A 17,828-nucleotide genomic window follows, 5' to 3' on the forward strand; every position below is an offset into this window, starting at 1 on the left:
CTTTGCTTGAGGCTATCCCCTGAGTTCGCTCCCATTCACCCACGCAACCGAGGCCTTACCGTCTCCGGCATGGTCATCGTCAGACAGGTCCCTCGTCCCCACTCGCTGTCGATTGACAGTCCGTAGGCCTCGCCGAACACCATCTGAATCCGCCGGTGGACGTTCATGAGTCCAATGCCGCCACCTTGTGATTTGCCTGTCTCTTCCGGCTCCGCCAAGCGGTTTTCCTCCAGCTTCGTGCGCAGTTCGGCGAGCCTGTCAGGCTTGATGCCTGTACCATTGTCCTGGATGAACACCTGGAACAATCCGCCTTCTTTGCGGGCATCGATGCGTATGAAATGATGCGGTTCTACACCATCTGGGAATGCATGCTGAAAAATATTTTCGATGAGCGGCTGCAGAGTCAGCCGAACCATCTTTTCCAATAGCAAACCTGACGGGATCGCGACATCAATTTCAAACTCTTTGCCCGTTCGGTGCTGCAAAACAATCATATAATTGCGTACATGATTCAGTTCATTCGCTACCGTAATTTCTTCTAAATTCGTCTGCACCGAGTAGCGGAGCATAAACGCCATTGCTTCTACCATCTCGGTTATCTCACCGGAATCCTGAACTATTGCATAACAATTAATCGTTTCCAATGTGTTATATAAAAAATGCGGATTGATCTGCAGCTGCAAAGACTGAAATTCGGCCCGCTGCCGTTCAAGCTTCGTCTCACCTAGCTCAAGCTGGTTCTTCTGCTGTTCCAGTTCAGCCTCATACACCCGTTCGATCATATCGGAAAGACGCGTCACCATCAGGTTGTAGCTGTGAATAAGACCGCCGATCTCATCCGTTCGGCCAATCTCGTCGATGTACTGCCAGTTTCCTTTTTCCGTTTCCCGCATGCTGTCTTTCAGCCCTCGTATAGGGGCAATAATAGACCTACCGAAACGGTACGCTAGCCATAACGCGATAGCCAGTGTAATCAACCCAACGATGATAGTCGTCGTTCTAATCGTATTGGCTGGTCGGCGCAGCTCCTCAACGGGCATCGATGCAACAAGGTTCCAATCGGAGTAGCCAGATTTCCTTGACACAAACATACGTTCCTCTCCATTGTATTTATGAAGGAATGTCTGATTGCCACTCGCCAAAACGAGCGAAGACAGTTCATCATTAGGCTTCCGCATGCTCATTGAACGAGGATAGATATAGTTTCCGGCGTCGTCCACGATGAAGAAAAAGCCCTTTTTCCCCAGACTCACACGATCCCAAGTCTTTGCCAGTTCATCTAATTTGATCTCAATGGCAACTACCCCGCGATTCTCATCACCGTAGGAGGGTCCTCTTACTTTACGTGCCATCGTTACGACTGATCCTTGATCAACAGGACGAATACTCATATTCAGCAGCGCAATTTTGCCGTCCCCCGCAATTTTCATCAGGTTATCGAATTGTTCTTGTACGAGCACGGGATCGAGGTTCAGTAGATTCTGATTCTCATAAATGAAGGAGCGCCCATGCTTACCGACGACATAAATCATGTTCAACTGTTTGTACAAGGTGACAACGCTTTGAACGGAAGATTCTGAAAATTTCTTGATTTTATCCGAATACAAATAATATTCATACGCGTCATCCGGCTTAATTTCCATGAAAGTACGCACATCGGAATTGGACGAAAAGGCATTGCTGAGCAGCTCATAAGCCTGCAAGTAACTATCCGTCTGATAGTTTGCACTATCAACCATTTGCTCCATATACTGCTTCACTTGGTCGTCTAATGCCCTCGATGATTGCCAGTAAGATACAGCGCCTACGGACAAAAGTGACAGCACGATCACAATGAGAAAGTACGTATAAATTTGACCTGACAACGTCTTTCTTTTCATGAACGGATACCCATTTGTTGCCGATATTCAGAAGGAAGGCAGCCTTCGTATTTCTTAAAGGTTTTTGTAAAATGGGGATGATCGGCATAACCGACCTCACCCGAGATATCGGTAATTCGCCACTGCGGCTGTTGAAGCAGCTTCTTCGCCTTTTCCATGCGTCTGCGTGTGCGGTACTGCACGAACGTTTCCGCCGTACTCTGTTTAAATAGTTGGCTGAAATAAGAAGGATTAAGCCCGATAAAGTCAGCCACCTCTTCTAAGGATACTTCCTCAGCGAGATGCGTCTCTATATAGTGCTTGGCTTCCTCAACAGGGTCCTTAAGCTTGCCTTTGCGTTTGATGCGAAGCTCATCTAGATACCCACTGATCGCTGTCGTGAATCGAAGCCAAGCTTCTTCCTCGCTCACAGCACCGGTTAAATCGAGCTCCCCCTGCATGAAATATACATCCCTCACATTTAACCTTTGGTGCAATAGCGTATGGATTTCTTGCAAAATATCGCTAACCCGATTGAGCTTAAGCTTATTGGCCTTCAGTTCCACCTGAATTTCATCTACCACGCAGTTTAATTCCGCCTGCTGCAGCATCCACACGGCTTGCTCCATGCGGCCTGCCCACTGTTCGAGCTTCGTCACAGCAATGAAGGATTCGGAGCTTACTTTACTTTGGTTACGAATTAGCTTTTCTAACACATGCTGAAATCCCTTAATGTTGACGGGTTTCAGTAGGTACTCTTTTACCCCATAAGACACGCATTTCTGCGCATATTCAAAATCGCCATAGCCGGAAATAACTACAACTTGGATGTCCGCATCCATTTCTGCAACACGAGCACATAGCTCCAGCCCATCCATTTTAGGCATCCGAATATCGGTAAACAGGAAGTCAGGTCGTTCCTCCCCAATCCGCTGCAGCGCGACAACGCCATTCTCAGCCGTTCGCAGGCTTTCGATGGGCAGTTCCGATTGTTCCACGAGTTTCTGTAATCCTTTGCGTATCATCGGTTCGTCATCGACAATGAGTATGCGGTACATGAGGAATGCTCCCTTCAAACCCTTATGAAATGCACGCTCCCCACGAGCGGGTTGGCACGTGAGGAGGCGGTCATGCTCAGCAGATGAGCTTATTTACGCGGCATCGACACGGTCGTACCGGAATCTTTACTATTGAATTTCTCTGTTGCTTCCTTGATGACTTCGTTACCGCCTTTGGACTTCCACTCTTCCAATACTTTCGGCCAATCGGAGATCGGCTCTTTGCCGTACACCATTTTCACCATGTGCTGGAGAATGACGGGAGGTGCTTGGTCGGAAAGCGGCGAAATGTCCGGATTTTTCATTAAAGATTCAAGACGTGGCTCGAAGCTGATACCGTCGCGTCCTTCATTTTTTAACGTTGTATCATAAACATTCATTAATTTTTTACCTTCGTCGGTCAAGCTAAGTGTCCCTTTATTATAAGTCGTATCTTGGACAAGCCACAAGAAGGATTGACGGTAACGCTCTTCATCGACACCTGCCGTATCCGTAGGCGCTTTGTAGTCGATTTTGCCATCCACTGTTTTGTACGTGTCACCTTCGATACCGAAGGTAAAGAATTTCTCTGCCTCGTCCGACATCATCCAATCGAAGAACTGGATAATTTGCGCAGCATTTTTAGCATTTTTATTGATGAAATAAGCACGCGGCGCAGGTCCATACAAGTAGTGGCCGCCTTTGCCGTCTGGACCTGTCGGGGATGCGATGATCTCGATATCGCCCGTTGGAACGGTTGTTTTCAGCTGCGTTTCCCATTGCAGCAATTCATTTGCGTTCATCGACCACATACCTGCTTTACCCGCAAGAATGGTGTTTTTGAATACGGTAGCGTTGATCGTTGCGAATTCTTTGTTGATCAAGCCTTCATCAAACATCGTTTTGTACGTTTGCAGCGCTTTCGTCATATTCTCTGTGTCGAAAAATTTCGGCAGAATTTGGTCGCCTTGCTTCTCGAACATGGACAGGTAAGGGAACACATCGAATGCACCGAAGAAGGAGTCCGAATACTTGAAGTTTTCACGACCCATGTACGGGTTCTCAACGCCCATTTCTTTGAACTTACGAAGTACGGCCATGTACTCGTCAACGGTTTTAGGAACTCCTAGACCCGTTTTATCAAGCAAATCTTTACGAATGAAAATAGAGCGACGGGAAGGGTTGGACAAGTATTCCGGAATGGCAAAAATTTTACCTTGGTAGGTTACGTTATCCCACGCGTCTTTCGGTACTTTTTTGAGCAAGTTCGGTCCGTACTTTTTCAATAAATCATCGAGCGGCGTGAACACGCCTGCCTTCACGGAACCAGCCATTTCTTTGCCGTTCACACCGCCACTACCCTGTACAACATCAGGAATATCATTGGTTGCAAACATCTGAATCATTTTTTGCTCATATTCTTTGTGAGGAACAAGCACGATATTCATATCGGAGTTCGTCATCTCTTCTAACTTTTTCACCCATTTGTCTTGATTAATATCAGGCGACTTCTCTACATGTCCGAATGCGAGCGTACGCAAGGAGATGGAGAATTTCGTTTTTTCAGCGGGCTTTGCGCTTGACGCACCAGCCGCAGCGCTTGACGCCGGTTGTTCAGCGGTTTTAGAAGAGCAAGCAACCAGCAAGCTGGCCATCATGACGGCTGCCATCGTGGTGGGAATCCATTTTTTCATTTCTACCCCTCTTTTCATTTCACTAAGATAGGAACGCTTTCACACCTTCATTGTAAAAGCGTTTACAAGTTGCCGATATGGAATGTCTTTAGTTCGATTTGTCTTTTTTTTAGAATGCTGTAGAAATGGTTGATTTCATCCAGCGGATTTCCTTAAGATTTTACAGAACCCACCATCATTCCTTTGACAAAATGGCGCTGCAAGAACGGGTAGATAAGAATAATGGGGATCGTCGCAATTATAATGGTCGCCATTTTGATACCTTCCGGATCCATATGAGCAAGTCCGCTGAATTGAGAAGCGTTCGGATCAATGCTGATATCCTCAGATACAATCAATTGACGGAGCTTTACTTGAAGCGGCCATAAGGCAGGCTTGTTAATGTAGTACAGTGCGCTTTGGTACGTATTCCAGTGACCCACCGCATAAAAGATTCCCAGAGAGGCCATCACCGGCTTGGACAAAGGAAGCACGATATTCCAGATCATTCTGAGCTCGGAGCAGCCGTCGATACGTCCGGAATCAATCAGCTCACTCGGAATTTGCAAGAAGAACGACCGCATCACGAAAAAGTTGAAGGCGCTGATAGCACCTGGAAGCATTAAGGCCCAGAGCGAATTTGTTAAATGTAAATTTTTCATCAAAATAAAGTTAGGAATCAGCGGAGCTGTGAAAACCATCGTAATGAGAACCATAATAACGACAACGTTACGGCCAGCATACTCGGGTCGAGACACTGGATACGCGAGAGATGCTGTGGCGATCAGATTGATCAGGGTACCCACTACTGTAATATACACGGTCACTCCGAAGGAACGCCAGATCGCTGCATCGCTAAACACATATTGGTAGTTGATCGATGTAAATTGAACAGGCAGGAATAATACCTTCCCATTCACAATGGCTTCCGAAGAACTGAACGATTGGGCCAGCACGTTTAAGAACGGCAGGAGCATCGCTAGCGATAAAAGAGTCAGAAATAGCACATTAAAGACGTTAAAAACTTGCCAGCCGGCTGTCGGCTTGCGATTCATAAAGCGTTCACCTCCGTCTTAGTACAAGCTTTCACCCGTTGTTTTTTTGCTTAAAAGATTACCCGTAACAATAAAAATTACGCCAACTAGTGCTTTGAAAAGTCCGATTGCCGTTGTATAGCTAAACTGCTGACCTAACAACCCTGCAGTGTAAATATACGTGTCTAGAATTTCACCATTTTCTTTATTCAGAGGGTTCAGGAACACGTAAACACGCTCGAAGCCAAAATCCAAAAATTTACCGATATGAAGGAGGAACAAAATCATAATGGTTGGTAGAAGCGACGGGAGCGTAATTGAAATGGTTTGTCTCCAGCGGTTCGCGCCATCCACCTCAGAAGCTTCATACAGATCCGGATTAATTCCTGCCAGTGCCGCCAAATAAATGATGGTACCGTAGCCGGAATCACGCCAAATACCCGAAGAAATGAGCACTGTACGAATCCATGACTCTTCACCCATGAAATAAATCGGCTCGAAACCCAGCCAAGTGATGAGATGGTTCAAAGCTCCCGTTGAAGGAGAAAGAATACCGATCGCAATCCCGCTCACAATAACCCACGACAAGAAGTGAGGCATGTAAACAACAGTTTGAAGTAAACGCTTGTACACGACAACACGTAGCTCATTAAGCAGCAAGGCGAGAATGATTGGCGCCGGAAAAGCCAGTACCAAGTCGTAAATGCCGATCAGAATTGTATTCTTCAAAATCTTGAGGAAGTCATAATGGGCAAACATTCGAATGAAATGCTCGAACCCCACCCATTCACTTCCCGTGAAGCCATCAAAAATGTTGTAATCTTGAAAAGCAATGACTGAACCTAACAAGGGCACATACTTGAAAACAATAAAATACAAAATCCCCGGCAGCGATATCAAATACAGCGCCTTATACTTCCAGAACGTTCGCAGAAAGGATCTACCTTTACGTACCTGCGAGCGCTGATTTATCTTTTTTACCGCTTGTGCGTTGACCGCCATTCTTGGCCCCCCTCACTTTTCTTCGCTGATGTTATACCTACATCGTACCCTGCTAAAGCGCTTGCAACTATGGATTGTCTTTTCACTCACTTGTGTTTTTTTTAGGTTGGGGAAGTGCCGCGGTGCGGCTTGGGCTGAGCTATGGGGTGCGTGTTGGGGCGATGGAGCGTGAGGGAGTGCGATGGAGCGTGAGGGAGCGTGAGGGAAAATGAAGGAACGCGACATAAATATCACATGATGAGGGAAAAGGGTCTTCGTTCCCGTACCGTGAAGAAATTCAGAGTAACAACAACGGACTCCACCCACGGTCTGCCAGTCGCTCAAAACCTGCTCAACCAACAATTTCAAACGACCGCCCCCAACAAAGTCTGGGTGACGGATATTACGTATATATGGACTGTACAAAATGTCCGTAGTAAGCAGCTAATTTTGTACAGTTTTTGAGAACGCGAGTACTACTGTCCTTGTATAAAAAAAACACCCTCGCAAACATAAAGTGCGAGAGTGTATTTTAATGATAATAAACCCGATTACTATTGCGTTGACCACTGTGACCGAGTTAATAGTTAATCGGTGTGAGCGACGGCGCGGATTTCAACCAGTTGTTCAGGGAACGCCAAGCCCGACACACCGATGAGAGTGACGGCCGACCGATGGTCACCCACATACTCTTTGTACACGCTGAGGAACGGCTCGAAATCCTCTTGCGGTCTTGTCAGGTAGATCTCCAGGTCAGCGATGTTCGACTTCGTGACACCAAATCCCGCCAGAACGCGATCAAGGTTCTCAAACGTCTGCCGGGTCTGCACCTTGATATCGCCCTCGCCAACAAACTCACCCTGCATATTGTGTGAAAATTGTCCCGAAATGTAGATAGTGCCGTTGACACTGTAAGCTTGAGTTACATTGAATTCTTTTTCCCATGGAACACCATGATTGTAGGTTTTAGCTTTAGTCATTGTATCCTCTCCTTCAATTCAAAGTAAGGTCAGTATAAAGTGAGTACAAATGAAAAACCAGTACGCACTATTTTGATATGTACTATCCAGCAGGGTAGTGTAGTAGAAAACTGGTTTTAATTAATTTGGTTCTTTACTCCCCACTCACATAACTCTTCTAAAACAGGTAATAGTGTTTCCGCTTTTTTTGTGAGACTGTACTCGACTTTTGGGGGAACTTGAGGATACTCTTTCCGTTCCACCATACCATCCGCTTCTAATTCTTTTAGTTGTACACTCAAAGTTTTAAAAGTTATAGCTCCAATTTGTCTTTTTAGATCATTAAAACGAACCGGCTTGTTTTCTGCTAAAAGGTAAATAATAACCATTTTCCATTTACCACCAATAACCGATAATGTATATCCAAACGGAGTATCTTGAATTTTTTTAACCTTACCCTTATATTCAGCCATACTCATATTTCCACTATCCTTTCGGGTAGTACCTGTCAAAAAAGTGCGTACTACTTTTTTATTTGCGCTCAGTCTATAATAACCTTACTTTGAAGTAAAGGAGAGAACAAGGTTTCGAAAGGTGCTTAATGTTTAATCCGGATGGTTCTAAAACTAATACATGTTAATGTAAATTAAAGCTAATACTATTAATATTAACAGGGGGGAAGTTATGACATACCCAATGTCCCCTAATCAATCCAAACAGAAATCATAATAAATTTAAGGTTTCGAAGAGGAGTGATTGTTGACGAAGTTGAATTGACCATTTGCCCTCCGATAGGAATGTATTTATGTACAATATAACCGAATGGTGATAATTTGATATGGAATTTTTTCTATAATTAGGTTCTGTTTATTTATGTACATTGATATCACTGTGAAAACTCTGAAACTCCTATATTAGTAAGCTATTATTTAATTATTTTTGTGCATTTTATTTTTGTGCAATTTAATGGAGATAGTAGGTTACAAGTCCCCCGATCGATTTGAGGCAATGTACTGGGCAACCAAAGCAGCATAGGGAACACCATTTATCGTGTCCACTCTATTGACCTAGTACCATTTTCATCGCTAAAGTCAGGCTGCTGCTCAATACCACCGCTTTAACGATGATTTTCATCGCTATTGCCGCATCTACTCTGGGCTTTATGTGAATTTCCCTGCTCGTAAGCGTGTTTTTCATCGCTAAAGTCGGGTTGCTGCTCAAAACAAAAAGCGCCCCCAATGGGAGGCGCCAATCAATTTCATTCACTTCATGCTCAAGCAGTTCTACTCTCCGTGGACACTTGCCTAGCCGCTGACTTGCGTTTCATCCGCAGCGCCTCAGGCATAGCCAGCAAAGCCGGCAGCAGCATCGGCAGCAAAATAAAGCAAAGCACAACGAGCCCCACGATCACGGCTACGGCTAGCTCAATCAGCAGAACTAGACCTGATGGAACCAGCGTCGCGAAGGTACCGCCGAGGATGACCATAGCTGAGATCACCACGCCGCCGATGTGCTTAGCGGCCTGAACGATCGCTTTAGATGGCGATAACTCGCCCAGCTCTTTGTATCGCATCATCAGGAAGATGCTGTAGTCGACACCAACTGCGATGATGATGATGAAGGAGAAGAACGGTACGAAAGAGGAAACACCGTCGGCCCCGATGATTTTATCTGTAACGATATTGGTAGCGGTCATAGCTACATAGTAGGAGATTACTAGGGACACGATGATGTAGACCGCTGGCCAGAAGGAGCGTATCACGAACAACAGGACAATAAATACGCCAATGATCACGATGATCGCCGTGCTGTTGAACGATTTCAGCTGTGCTTTATTCGTATCATAGGTTGTGGAGCTTGGTCCCGCGGCACCGAATTTCGCTTTCTCCAGCACTGTGCCTTTCAAACTAGAGGCTAACTCGGCGTTAATCCCCTCGATGGTGTCCATAGCCGCCGACGAGTACGGATCATCCTTCAAAATGACGATGAGTTTCGTACTCTTGCGATCTTTGGACATGAAGCTATCCAAAGATTTGCCGAAATCTGCGCTCGATAGCGCTTCTTTCGGAATGAAGAACGTCTTCGAGCTGTTCAGCTGTGTCAGGAACTGGCTCGTTTTGCCGAGCCCCTCGGACACATCGCCCAGTCCGTTGCCGCTTTGGCCGAGGCCGTCCTTCAGCTGGCTCATGCCGCCAGCCAAGCCCGACAAGCCCTCGCTCAGCTTCTGCTGCCCGTCCTTGACGCTGCCCAGCGCGTCATTCAGCTTCGCCATGTTCGCGGCGATCTCTTGGCTGCCCGCGCTGCCTTGCTTCAGCCCCTTCGCGAGCGCCTCCGAGCCGCTCTGCAGAGAAGCCAATCCCGCAGCAAGCTGCGCCTGCGCACCATTAATCTGCTCCAAGCCCGCAGCAGCTTCAGCAAAAGAGCCATTCAACTTGGCGGCATTCGCGCCAAGCTCCTTCAGCCCGCCGTTCAACTGGGCGAGTCCAGCTTCCAATCCCTCACCCGTTTGCTTTAACTTCACGTAATCGGCATCTATCTTTAACTGGCTGTACTTTTCACCCAGCCCGCCAATAAGTCCATTCATCCCAGTCAGCCCCTGCTGAATGCCAGGAAGCTTCCCTTCAATCTGACGATAGCCGTCAGCTAAAGCACTGTAACCCTGCTGCAGCTGCGTAAGCCCGCTGCTTACCTTAATCGTGTTGGCATCAACTTGCGTCATGCCATCCTTTAAGCTCGCAATGCCCGCGCTTAGCTCCCCAGCTCCATCAGCCCCCTGTGCGATACCCTTGGATACTTGCCCAAGCGCAACAGTAATCTGGCTGTAGCCATCCTGAACTTTGCCCGTTCCGTCTACTAGCTGGTCGGTGCCGGACAAATCTGGACTGACCAGCTTACTTTGCATCACATTCAAACCATCTTTTATTTGATTAACGCCCTTCTGCGAAGCCGTAATTCCTTCTGCAACGGTCGTCGTTTGAGTCGAAATATAGAAATTATCAATCGGCTTCGATTGTGGCTGCGTCACACTGGACACCTTATCCACGCCCGGAACACTCTTCAATTTGTCCGTTAGCTTATCAATTGCCGCTAATCCATCATTATTATCAAGTGCTTTATCATTCTCTATCACAACCATGGTCGGCAGCGCTTGGCCTCGGCTAAAATGATCTGCTACAAGGCTGAATCCTTTGGTGGATTCATGGCCATTTCCTAATTCTTTCAACTGGTCAAAAGACAATTTCTGATGGTTCGATAGGGCAATCGGAATCATCACAATCAGAATAAGCAGCGTTGTGATCACCGGTCTTTTCACCGCAATAGCCGTCAAGCTCGCCCAAAATTTACTTTCCTTATGCCCAGTTGCACCCTTAGAAGGCCAATACAGCTTATTGCCCAGTACTTTCATGAGGAAAGGCGTCACCGTCATAATCTCAAGCAAGAGCACCGCGGTACCAATAGCCACCACATTGCCTGATTTATAAATGCCAAAATCCGAAAACGTCAAGCTCGCGAAAGCGATAAATACGGTCAAAATACTATAAAAAATCGTCTTCCCAGCCGTTTTATATGTCACAATAATCGCTTCATCCACAGACAGACCGTGGGATAACTCTTCTTTAAACCGATTGAACAGCAGGATGTTATAGTCGGTTCCAATACCGAAAAGAATCAAGATCAGCAGCATCTCCGTGACACTTGTCACTGGAAACTCGAACTTATCAATCAGCTGCGCGGCAATCCCCATGGAGCACAAGTAGGAAATACCCACGGCAAGCAGCGAGACAATCGGAATCACTACAGAACGGAACATAATGACCAGTACCGTCAAGATAAATATAACCGTTAACGCCGCACTTTTTGCCACACCTGACTCAGATGCTTTGATGTAATCGTTCTGAATAAAGTCCTCACCTGAGAGGTAATAATCCACGTTCACATCTTTCAAAACAGCCTCAAACTCTTGTTGAATTTCATCGACATGACGTCCTCTTTTATCCAAACTAAAGCTCGCCATTAACGTCGTCTGATCCTCTGAAATAAGCGAGGACTTCGCGTCAGGCAGTGAAAACGGATCAAGTAATTGATCAAACCCAAGCTCCGCTTGATGGTTTTTCATACTCGTAATACCGGACTCAATCTGCTTCATATCCGTATCCGACAGTTTATTCGGGTTGTGGAACACGATGATATCGCTAGTCCCTTTAACCCCATTCATTTTATTCAAAATTGAGGTAGCGACCTTGGACGGACTGTCTTTTGGCAGCGGATCCTGGCCCCTGAGCCCTAAAATGGCATTCACATCAGGTTGAAAAACCGTGAGAACTACGGTAGCTACCAGCCACAAGGCGACAATCGTCCAGCGCCATTTAATAATTTGTTTCATCTCTCTAAAACCTCCTCCGATTTACAAACCGTTAGTAAACAAGCGTTCATTTTTGAGTCAAAAAAATTTAACACAGCCCTTGAAGCTTTATTTTTTCTGAAATACCCGCTGAATACAGGTACACCAGCTCATCAACCAGCACTTTAATCGTATCGCCATCCTCATAATCGCGCAAAATAAGGCTTATTCCCTCAATAAGCGTAACAGCTAGCATCCGTGCAGATTGCTGCTCATTCACTTCGAGCGGTGCCGGAGTTTCCTTCGTGGTGGCGAACACGTTCTCCAAGATTTGGTACACCAGCGTAATGAGCTCTTCTTTCACAGTTTCGTAGCGTGATCCTTCACTCAGATTAAGGAGGATGGTCAGCTCCACACTCGATTGCTTAAAAAGCTGCAAAATCGTCGCATCAATTTTACGTAATATCACGAGATGATCGGCAGTTTCCTTGCACAATTTGTAATCGACCTCATTCTTGATCTCCAGGGTGTACGAAGCAAGCTGCTCATAGACCGGTTGAATCAGTTCATAGAATAGGTCTTCTTTGTTTTTAAAATACCGATAAATATTGCCCGGTGTAATACCCGCAGCGTCTGCAATATGCCGAATAGAAGCTTTCATATAGCCATGTTTCTTGAACTCGGACAATGCTGCTTGGCGGATACTCTTTTTTACGTCATCTTTTAAAACCTGCATATAATAAACACCTGTTCACTTTTTGTCGTAATGGAATGATTATAACGTGGGTACTTCCTTTCATGCAAGTATGAAAATCGAGAAAAAAAAGCCGACAACCTAAGCAGCTTTCTGCCTGAGGCCGTCGACTCTTCTTTAAGATTTACTCCGCCTTAGCTTTGAGTGTCTCGATTATTCTTCTCGTCTTTAAAGGCTTGAGATCTTTGAACTGTATGAACTTCTTCGTTTCCTCGTTCCAAATACGGAACTTAAGCGATTCTAAGCTTGTCTTCAGTGTAATCGTCTGCACTTTACGCAGCTCAGCACTCTTGTTATGCACCTTTTCCAAATAGTAATTAGGAACTCGCGGGCTCAGATGGTGAATATGGTGAAAGCCGATATTGCCTGTAATCCAGTGCAGAATTCTAGGCAATTTGTAGAAAGAGCTTCCATGCATAGCGGCTTTCATATAATCCCATTCCCCGTCATGCTCATAGTACGAGTCTTCATAGTTGTGCTGAACGTAGAAAAGCCAAATACCAGCCATACCTGAAAAGAAAAACATCGGACCTTGAATCAGAAGAAAGGACTGCCACCCCATACCCCAGCAAAGCAATGCAATGCTTCCAACGATACCCACGTTCGTGATGTAAGTATTGATGCGTTCCTTCATTCCTGCGCGTTTGCGGTTAAAACGGTAATCAATCAAAAAGATGAAAATAGGTCCAACAATAAACATTACCAACGGATTTCGGTAAACCCGATAATAGAGTCTTCTAAGCGGAGAAGATGCCATATATTCGTCAACCGTTAGTGTCCAGATATCGCCGACACCTCTACGATCCAAATTACCGCTGGATGCATGATGGACGGAGTGGGTATGACGCCACTGATGATAAGGGACAAACGTCAAAATACCTGTTAATGTACCTACAATTTCATTCGCCAATTTATTTTTGAAAAAAGACTTGTGGCAGCAATCGTGGAAAATAATAAAGATTCGAATGAGGAATCCTGCTGCAATAATGTCTAGCACAAACGTAAGCCAGATTGAAACCGAAAGACTTAGGAAGGCGAAATACCAAAGTACAAAAAAGGGTCCTAATGTATTAATGATTTGCCACACGCTATGCTTCATATGTGGTCTTTCGTAAGGCGCGATGTCAGACCGCCACCCACCTTTGTCTTGTTGACTCATTCTAATTAAAGCTCCTTCTCTCCGTTTCGTACCGGACTGATTTGCGACACCTGATGTAGTACGTGGGGAATTCAATTAAGTTCCCGTTATAAAGAGAAGAAATGTTACATTGCCCTCTCATCATAAGTTCCTTTGTAAAAATGCCATATAAGTCATTTGTAAATTAGACCTTATTTTTTACTATTCTGCACAGCACAAAAATCATCCTGCGAATGTCAACCTAACCCTTATTTTCCCATGGAAGAGAGGTTTGTCATGCGTATTAAAATGCAAACCTCCTTTCACTGAATCGACAGTCTCCTTAATCCTTATTACAACATTAGGCGATCAACTTGTCGTTTCCCCTTCAAAAGTTGCAAAAAACTCAATAATCCCCCCCAGAATTAGATCCATAGAAGGAATTACGGCTATATTATTTTTTAATCGACAAATAGGTAAGTCTAAGTGAACAAATAATAAACATTGATTTCTGGTCGCAGATTGTATCTTCCTAGCATGACCCATTTATGCATGTCTTACTTAATACTGGTATAGTAGTTATATATAGTATGGAGGTCTATTCAATGATACCTATATCTGTTTTAGACTTGGCTCCCGTTATTGCTGGCGGTACGCCAAGAGATTCCTTTCACCGTTCCGTTGATCTAGCCAGACACGTTGAAAAGTGGGGCTACCATAGATATTGGCTCGCCGAACATCATAACATGCCGGGTATTGCCAGCTCCGCCACATCACTCGTCATCGGGTATGTCGCGATGGCTACAGAAAAGATTCGCGTAGGCTCTGGCGGCATTATGCTGCCTAACCACGCACCGCTCGTCATCGCCGAGCAGTTTGGGACATTGGAATCGATGTTTCCGGGACGCATCGATCTTGGTTTAGGGCGCGCGCCTGGCTCCGACCAGCCCGCGGCAAGAGCGCTCCGCCGCGGCCTAGGCAGCGATGGCCAGGACTTCCCGGAGCAGCTGAGCGAGCTCCGGGGCTATCTCAACCCGGCGCTGGGCACGGGTGTGCCAGGCGTGCGCGCCGTGCCGGGCGAAGGGCTGGACATCCCGATCTGGCTGCTCGGATCGAGTGATTTCAGCGCCCAGCTAGCCGGTCAGCTGGGGCTTCCTTTCGCTTTCGCCAGCCACTTCGCTCCGGATTATTTGCTGGCGGCTCTTGAACTGTATCGCCGTCAGTTCCGCCCGTCTGACGCGCTTGAGAAGCCGTACGCGATGGTCGGCGTTAACATTATTGCAGCCGAAACCGATGAGGAAGCCCAGCATCTGGCAACGTCGCAGCACCAGCAATTTCTGAACATCGTGCGCGGCCGTCCTGGCATGCTGAGCCCACCCGTCGACAGCATGGAATCCTTATGGAGTCCACAGGAGAAAGCTTATGTCCACAAAGCCTTAAGCTTCTCCATCGTAGGAAGTAAAGCCACCGTTCGCGAGAAGCTTGCTAAGCTGCAGGAGCAAACTTCAGCCGATGAATGGATCATTGCCGGTCAAATTTATGATCATAATGCTCGTTTGAGGTCCTATGAAATTGTGGCTGAGGTTGTTAAAGAGGTCTAGTGCGGTTGGAATGTCTTAATTTAACATTGAATATCAAAAGTGGTGTTCCCCCGACAAATCACCTATATCTATATATAGTAACGAAAGATATATAGAGTAGACGCAATCACTTTACAAATAGTACATTTTTAGTAAATGGATAAATTGAAAAAGCCCCCGTAATCCATTTCTCCTTCGAAAGAAAGAAAATGGACCACGAGGGCTTTTCTATTTATTTATTCAAATGGGACGATCCATCGCAAATTGTTCGCCCAATTTCGCATACGAGCTGCCGGCCAGCCGACTGACGGGCTTAAGTCCATTCGGGTCAATATGACCGTTTTCATACAAGGACTCAGCGATATGAAACTGTACGACTCTACCGATTAACAAATCGGCTGCAGGCGCATCATCTGTTCCGCCAAGGGTTATGACTTGTTCCAGGACACATTCCATGCGTATACTCGCTTCGGCGATACCTGGTACGGCAATCTTGTCACTCGCGACGGGTGTAAGTCCGGCTAAAGCCACTTCGCTTTCATTCGACGCTAGCGCAGCAGCGGTTTGATTGATCTGGTCAATGTACGATTCGTCTGAGATATGAACGACGAAAGCTCCAGTATCGACGGCGTTTCGCGAAGTGTCCTTGCGAACACCCTGCTTCCTCTGCACAGAGATAGCGACCATTGGAGGATTCGCCGTCACAATTGTAAAATAACTATAAGGTGCTGCATTGAGCACACCCTCCGAGGATAGGGATGTAACAAATGCAATCGGCCTAGGAATTATGCTGCCTATTAATAGCTTATAGTTTTCCCGCTCGCTTTGACTTGAGGGATCAATGGATCTCACAAAGCATCTCCCACCTTATATAGGGATCTTTGAGCTTGCTCAAAGTCTCTCTGCTACTAGACTCGGCTCATGCCAAATTCGTCTTAAACCAAGTCGTTGCTGCTTCAACCTCCGAACGAGTCAACTGATGCCCTGCCTGTTCCCAGTGAACGGCAACCGTCGATCCCGCTTCACTTAGCAGCTTTTGTAATTCCTCCGTCTCCTGTGGGGAGCAGATCGGATCGTTCCGACCCGCTCCGATAAAGACCGGAATACCCGAGAGATCCGGCAGTTGAATGCCTCGCAGCGGCACCATTGGGTGATGGAGAATCGCGCCTCGCAGTGCATCCGGATAGTGGAATAAGAGGCTTCCGGCGATGTTTGCGCCATTGGAGTAGCCGATGGCTACGAGATTCTGACGATCAAAGCCGTGTTCCACGGCAGCTTCATCGAGGAAATCGTACAATTCCTTGGTACGGAAGATGAGGTCCTCCTCATCAAAGATTCCCTCAGCCAACCGGCGAAAGAACCGCGGCATCCCATTCTCAAGCACATTGCCTCTTACGCTCAGCACCGACGATGTCGGTGAAATCGCCTGAGCCAGCGGCAGTAGATCACGTTCGGTACCACCCGTGCCATGAAAGAGCACGAGTACCGGAGCCGTTATATCTGTTCCCTTTTGAAAGATATGTTTCATTGTTTTTTCGCCTCCACGACACGTACTTGAATCGGCGGAAGATTACGCTCGATTTGCTCACGGCTCTCTTCGAACCATTCAGGCAGCATCAGTTTCTCACCTAGCACCTCTGGCTGTTCATCACGTGCAAAGCCCGGAGGATCCGTTGCAATCTCAAAGAGTATGCCGCCCTCTTCACGGAAGTAGATCGCGTTAAAATATTGACGATCCACGATCGGCGTAGGTTGGTACCCATTAGACTGTACATGGCTTCTCCATAGTGCATGCTCAGCATCATCTTTGGCGCGCCATGCAATGTGATGGACGGTGCCCGCTCCGCCAGCTCCATAGGCCATCGGGGTTACATTAATATCGACGATATTCCCCAAATCCCCGAAGGATTTGAATCGAGCGTAAGCTCCCTCTTGCCCTACTTTTTGAAGCCCCATCACTTGCTCTAGCAGCTGCGAAGTTTTGTCAGGAGCCGTGCTGTAGAGAACAGCGCCGCCGAAGCCTTTGATCGCTTTATCTGTTGGAACGCCGCCGAATGACCATTGGCTAAGCGCTCCTTGCTCGCGCTCTACGATTTCAAGTTTCAGACCATCCCGGTCTTCGAATTGAAGGTACGTTTCTGAGAATCTTTGTGTTTTTTCAAAAGGAATATCAAACTGCGTTAGACGCTCTTCCCAGAATGATAGGCTGCCTGTAGGCACAGCATACGTTGTGATACCGACTTGACCGCCGCCGATACGCCCTTTGCGAGAGTGCGCCCATGGGAAGAAAGTAATGATTGTCCCCGGACTTCCCATTTCATTACCAAAGTACAGATGGTACACTTCCGGTGCGTCGAAGTTAATCGTTTTTTTGATCATCCGAAGTCCTAGAATCCCTGCATAAAAGTCTACGGTTTCCTGTGCATTTTGAACGAAAGCTGTTATATGGTGAATACCTGCAGTTTGTTGTTGTTGTTGTGTCATTGAAATCC

Annotated in this window: 16 protein-coding genes; 2 read left to right on the forward strand and 14 right to left on the reverse strand. The window is 46.5% G+C overall.

Translation table 11 applies throughout. The features are described 5' to 3' along the window. Window positions 1-35 precede the first annotated feature (35 nt). The 5 genes from NYR53_RS33605 to NYR53_RS33625 all read right to left on the reverse strand — a co-directional run bounded on the left by NYR53_RS33605 (window position 36) and on the right by NYR53_RS33625 (window position 6,605). The gene (locus tag NYR53_RS33605; protein WP_261303281.1) at window positions 36-1,880 is read right to left on the reverse strand and encodes a cache domain-containing sensor histidine kinase; all 1,845 of its coding nucleotides are present in this window, start codon (window positions 1,878-1,880) and stop codon (window positions 36-38) included. Continuing rightward, window positions 1,877-2,917 carry a response regulator transcription factor gene (locus tag NYR53_RS33610; RefSeq protein ID WP_261303282.1) on the reverse strand — a complete coding sequence of 347 codons (1,041 nt, stop codon included), beginning with the start codon at window positions 2,915-2,917 and terminating at the stop codon, window positions 1,877-1,879. Before NYR53_RS33610 ends, NYR53_RS33605 begins: the two co-directional genes overlap by 4 nt. 89 nt (window positions 2,918-3,006) lie before the next feature. Continuing rightward, window positions 3,007-4,590, reverse strand: coding sequence for an extracellular solute-binding protein (locus NYR53_RS33615; protein ID WP_261303283.1), 1,584 nt, complete (start codon window positions 4,588-4,590; stop codon window positions 3,007-3,009). A gap of 152 nt (window positions 4,591-4,742) precedes the next feature. After that, window positions 4,743-5,624: a carbohydrate ABC transporter permease gene (locus NYR53_RS33620; protein WP_261303284.1), complete on the reverse strand. Its 882-nt coding sequence runs from the start codon at window positions 5,622-5,624 to the stop codon at window positions 4,743-4,745. Between the two features lie 18 nt (window positions 5,625-5,642). Beyond that, window positions 5,643-6,605, reverse strand: a complete 963-nt coding sequence (locus NYR53_RS33625) for an ABC transporter permease (protein WP_261303285.1) — start codon at window positions 6,603-6,605, stop codon at window positions 5,643-5,645. A 234-nt stretch (window positions 6,606-6,839) separates the two neighbouring features. On the opposite strand from NYR53_RS33625, the gene NYR53_RS33630 reads away from it, so the two are divergent. Continuing rightward, the gene (locus tag NYR53_RS33630) at window positions 6,840-7,049 is read left to right on the forward strand and encodes a hypothetical protein (RefSeq protein WP_437180209.1); all 210 of its coding nucleotides are present in this window, start codon (window positions 6,840-6,842) and stop codon (window positions 7,047-7,049) included. Window positions 7,050-7,171: 122 nt separating this feature from the next. Here the strand turns inward: NYR53_RS33630 and NYR53_RS33635 are convergent, their stop codons facing one another. The 6 genes from NYR53_RS33635 to desA all read right to left on the reverse strand — a co-directional run bounded on the left by NYR53_RS33635 (window position 7,172) and on the right by desA (window position 13,798). Then, window positions 7,172-7,564: a RidA family protein gene (locus NYR53_RS33635; RefSeq protein ID WP_261303286.1), complete on the reverse strand. Its 393-nt coding sequence runs from the start codon at window positions 7,562-7,564 to the stop codon at window positions 7,172-7,174. 116 nt (window positions 7,565-7,680) lie between these two features. Then, the gene (locus NYR53_RS33640; RefSeq protein WP_261303287.1) at window positions 7,681-8,022 is read right to left on the reverse strand and encodes a winged helix-turn-helix transcriptional regulator; all 342 of its coding nucleotides are present in this window, start codon (window positions 8,020-8,022) and stop codon (window positions 7,681-7,683) included. A gap of 580 nt (window positions 8,023-8,602) precedes the next feature. Beyond that, window positions 8,603-8,809, reverse strand: coding sequence for a hypothetical protein (locus tag NYR53_RS33645; RefSeq protein WP_261303288.1), 207 nt, complete (start codon window positions 8,807-8,809; stop codon window positions 8,603-8,605). Window positions 8,810-8,816: 7 nt separating this feature from the next. Then, complete coding sequence (locus tag NYR53_RS33650; RefSeq protein WP_261303289.1) at window positions 8,817-11,927, reverse strand: MMPL family transporter; 3,111 nt, start codon at window positions 11,925-11,927, stop codon at window positions 8,817-8,819. Between the two features lie 67 nt (window positions 11,928-11,994). Further along, window positions 11,995-12,621 (reverse strand): TetR/AcrR family transcriptional regulator, encoded by a 627-nt coding sequence (locus tag NYR53_RS33655; RefSeq protein ID WP_261303290.1) that lies wholly within the window; start codon window positions 12,619-12,621, stop codon window positions 11,995-11,997. A gap of 142 nt (window positions 12,622-12,763) precedes the next feature. After that, a complete protein-coding gene (gene desA / locus NYR53_RS33660) occupies window positions 12,764-13,798 on the reverse strand; it encodes a Delta(5) desaturase DesA (protein WP_261303291.1) in 1,035 nt (344 codons plus the stop codon). 563 nt (window positions 13,799-14,361) lie between these two features. On the opposite strand from desA, the gene NYR53_RS33665 reads away from it, so the two are divergent. Beyond that, window positions 14,362-15,357 carry an LLM class flavin-dependent oxidoreductase gene (locus NYR53_RS33665; RefSeq protein ID WP_261303292.1) on the forward strand — a complete coding sequence of 332 codons (996 nt, stop codon included), beginning with the start codon at window positions 14,362-14,364 and terminating at the stop codon, window positions 15,355-15,357. Window positions 15,358-15,576: 219 nt separating this feature from the next. Here the strand turns inward: NYR53_RS33665 and NYR53_RS33670 are convergent, their stop codons facing one another. The 3 genes from NYR53_RS33670 to NYR53_RS33680 form a co-directional block, all read right to left on the reverse strand. Continuing rightward, window positions 15,577-16,188 carry a flavin reductase family protein gene (locus NYR53_RS33670; RefSeq protein ID WP_261303293.1) on the reverse strand — a complete coding sequence of 204 codons (612 nt, stop codon included), beginning with the start codon at window positions 16,186-16,188 and terminating at the stop codon, window positions 15,577-15,579. A gap of 67 nt (window positions 16,189-16,255) precedes the next feature. Beyond that, window positions 16,256-16,864, reverse strand: coding sequence for an alpha/beta hydrolase (locus tag NYR53_RS33675; protein ID WP_261303294.1), 609 nt, complete (start codon window positions 16,862-16,864; stop codon window positions 16,256-16,258). After that, a complete protein-coding gene (locus NYR53_RS33680) occupies window positions 16,861-17,820 on the reverse strand; it encodes a ring-cleaving dioxygenase (protein ID WP_261303295.1) in 960 nt (319 codons plus the stop codon). The genes NYR53_RS33675 and NYR53_RS33680 overlap by 4 nt, the downstream gene beginning before the upstream one ends. Between the last annotated feature and the right edge of the window lie 8 nt (window positions 17,821-17,828).

This window comes from Paenibacillus andongensis (assembly GCF_025369935.1).
GTDB lineage: Bacteria > Bacillota > Bacilli > Paenibacillales > NBRC-103111 > Paenibacillus_E > Paenibacillus_E andongensis.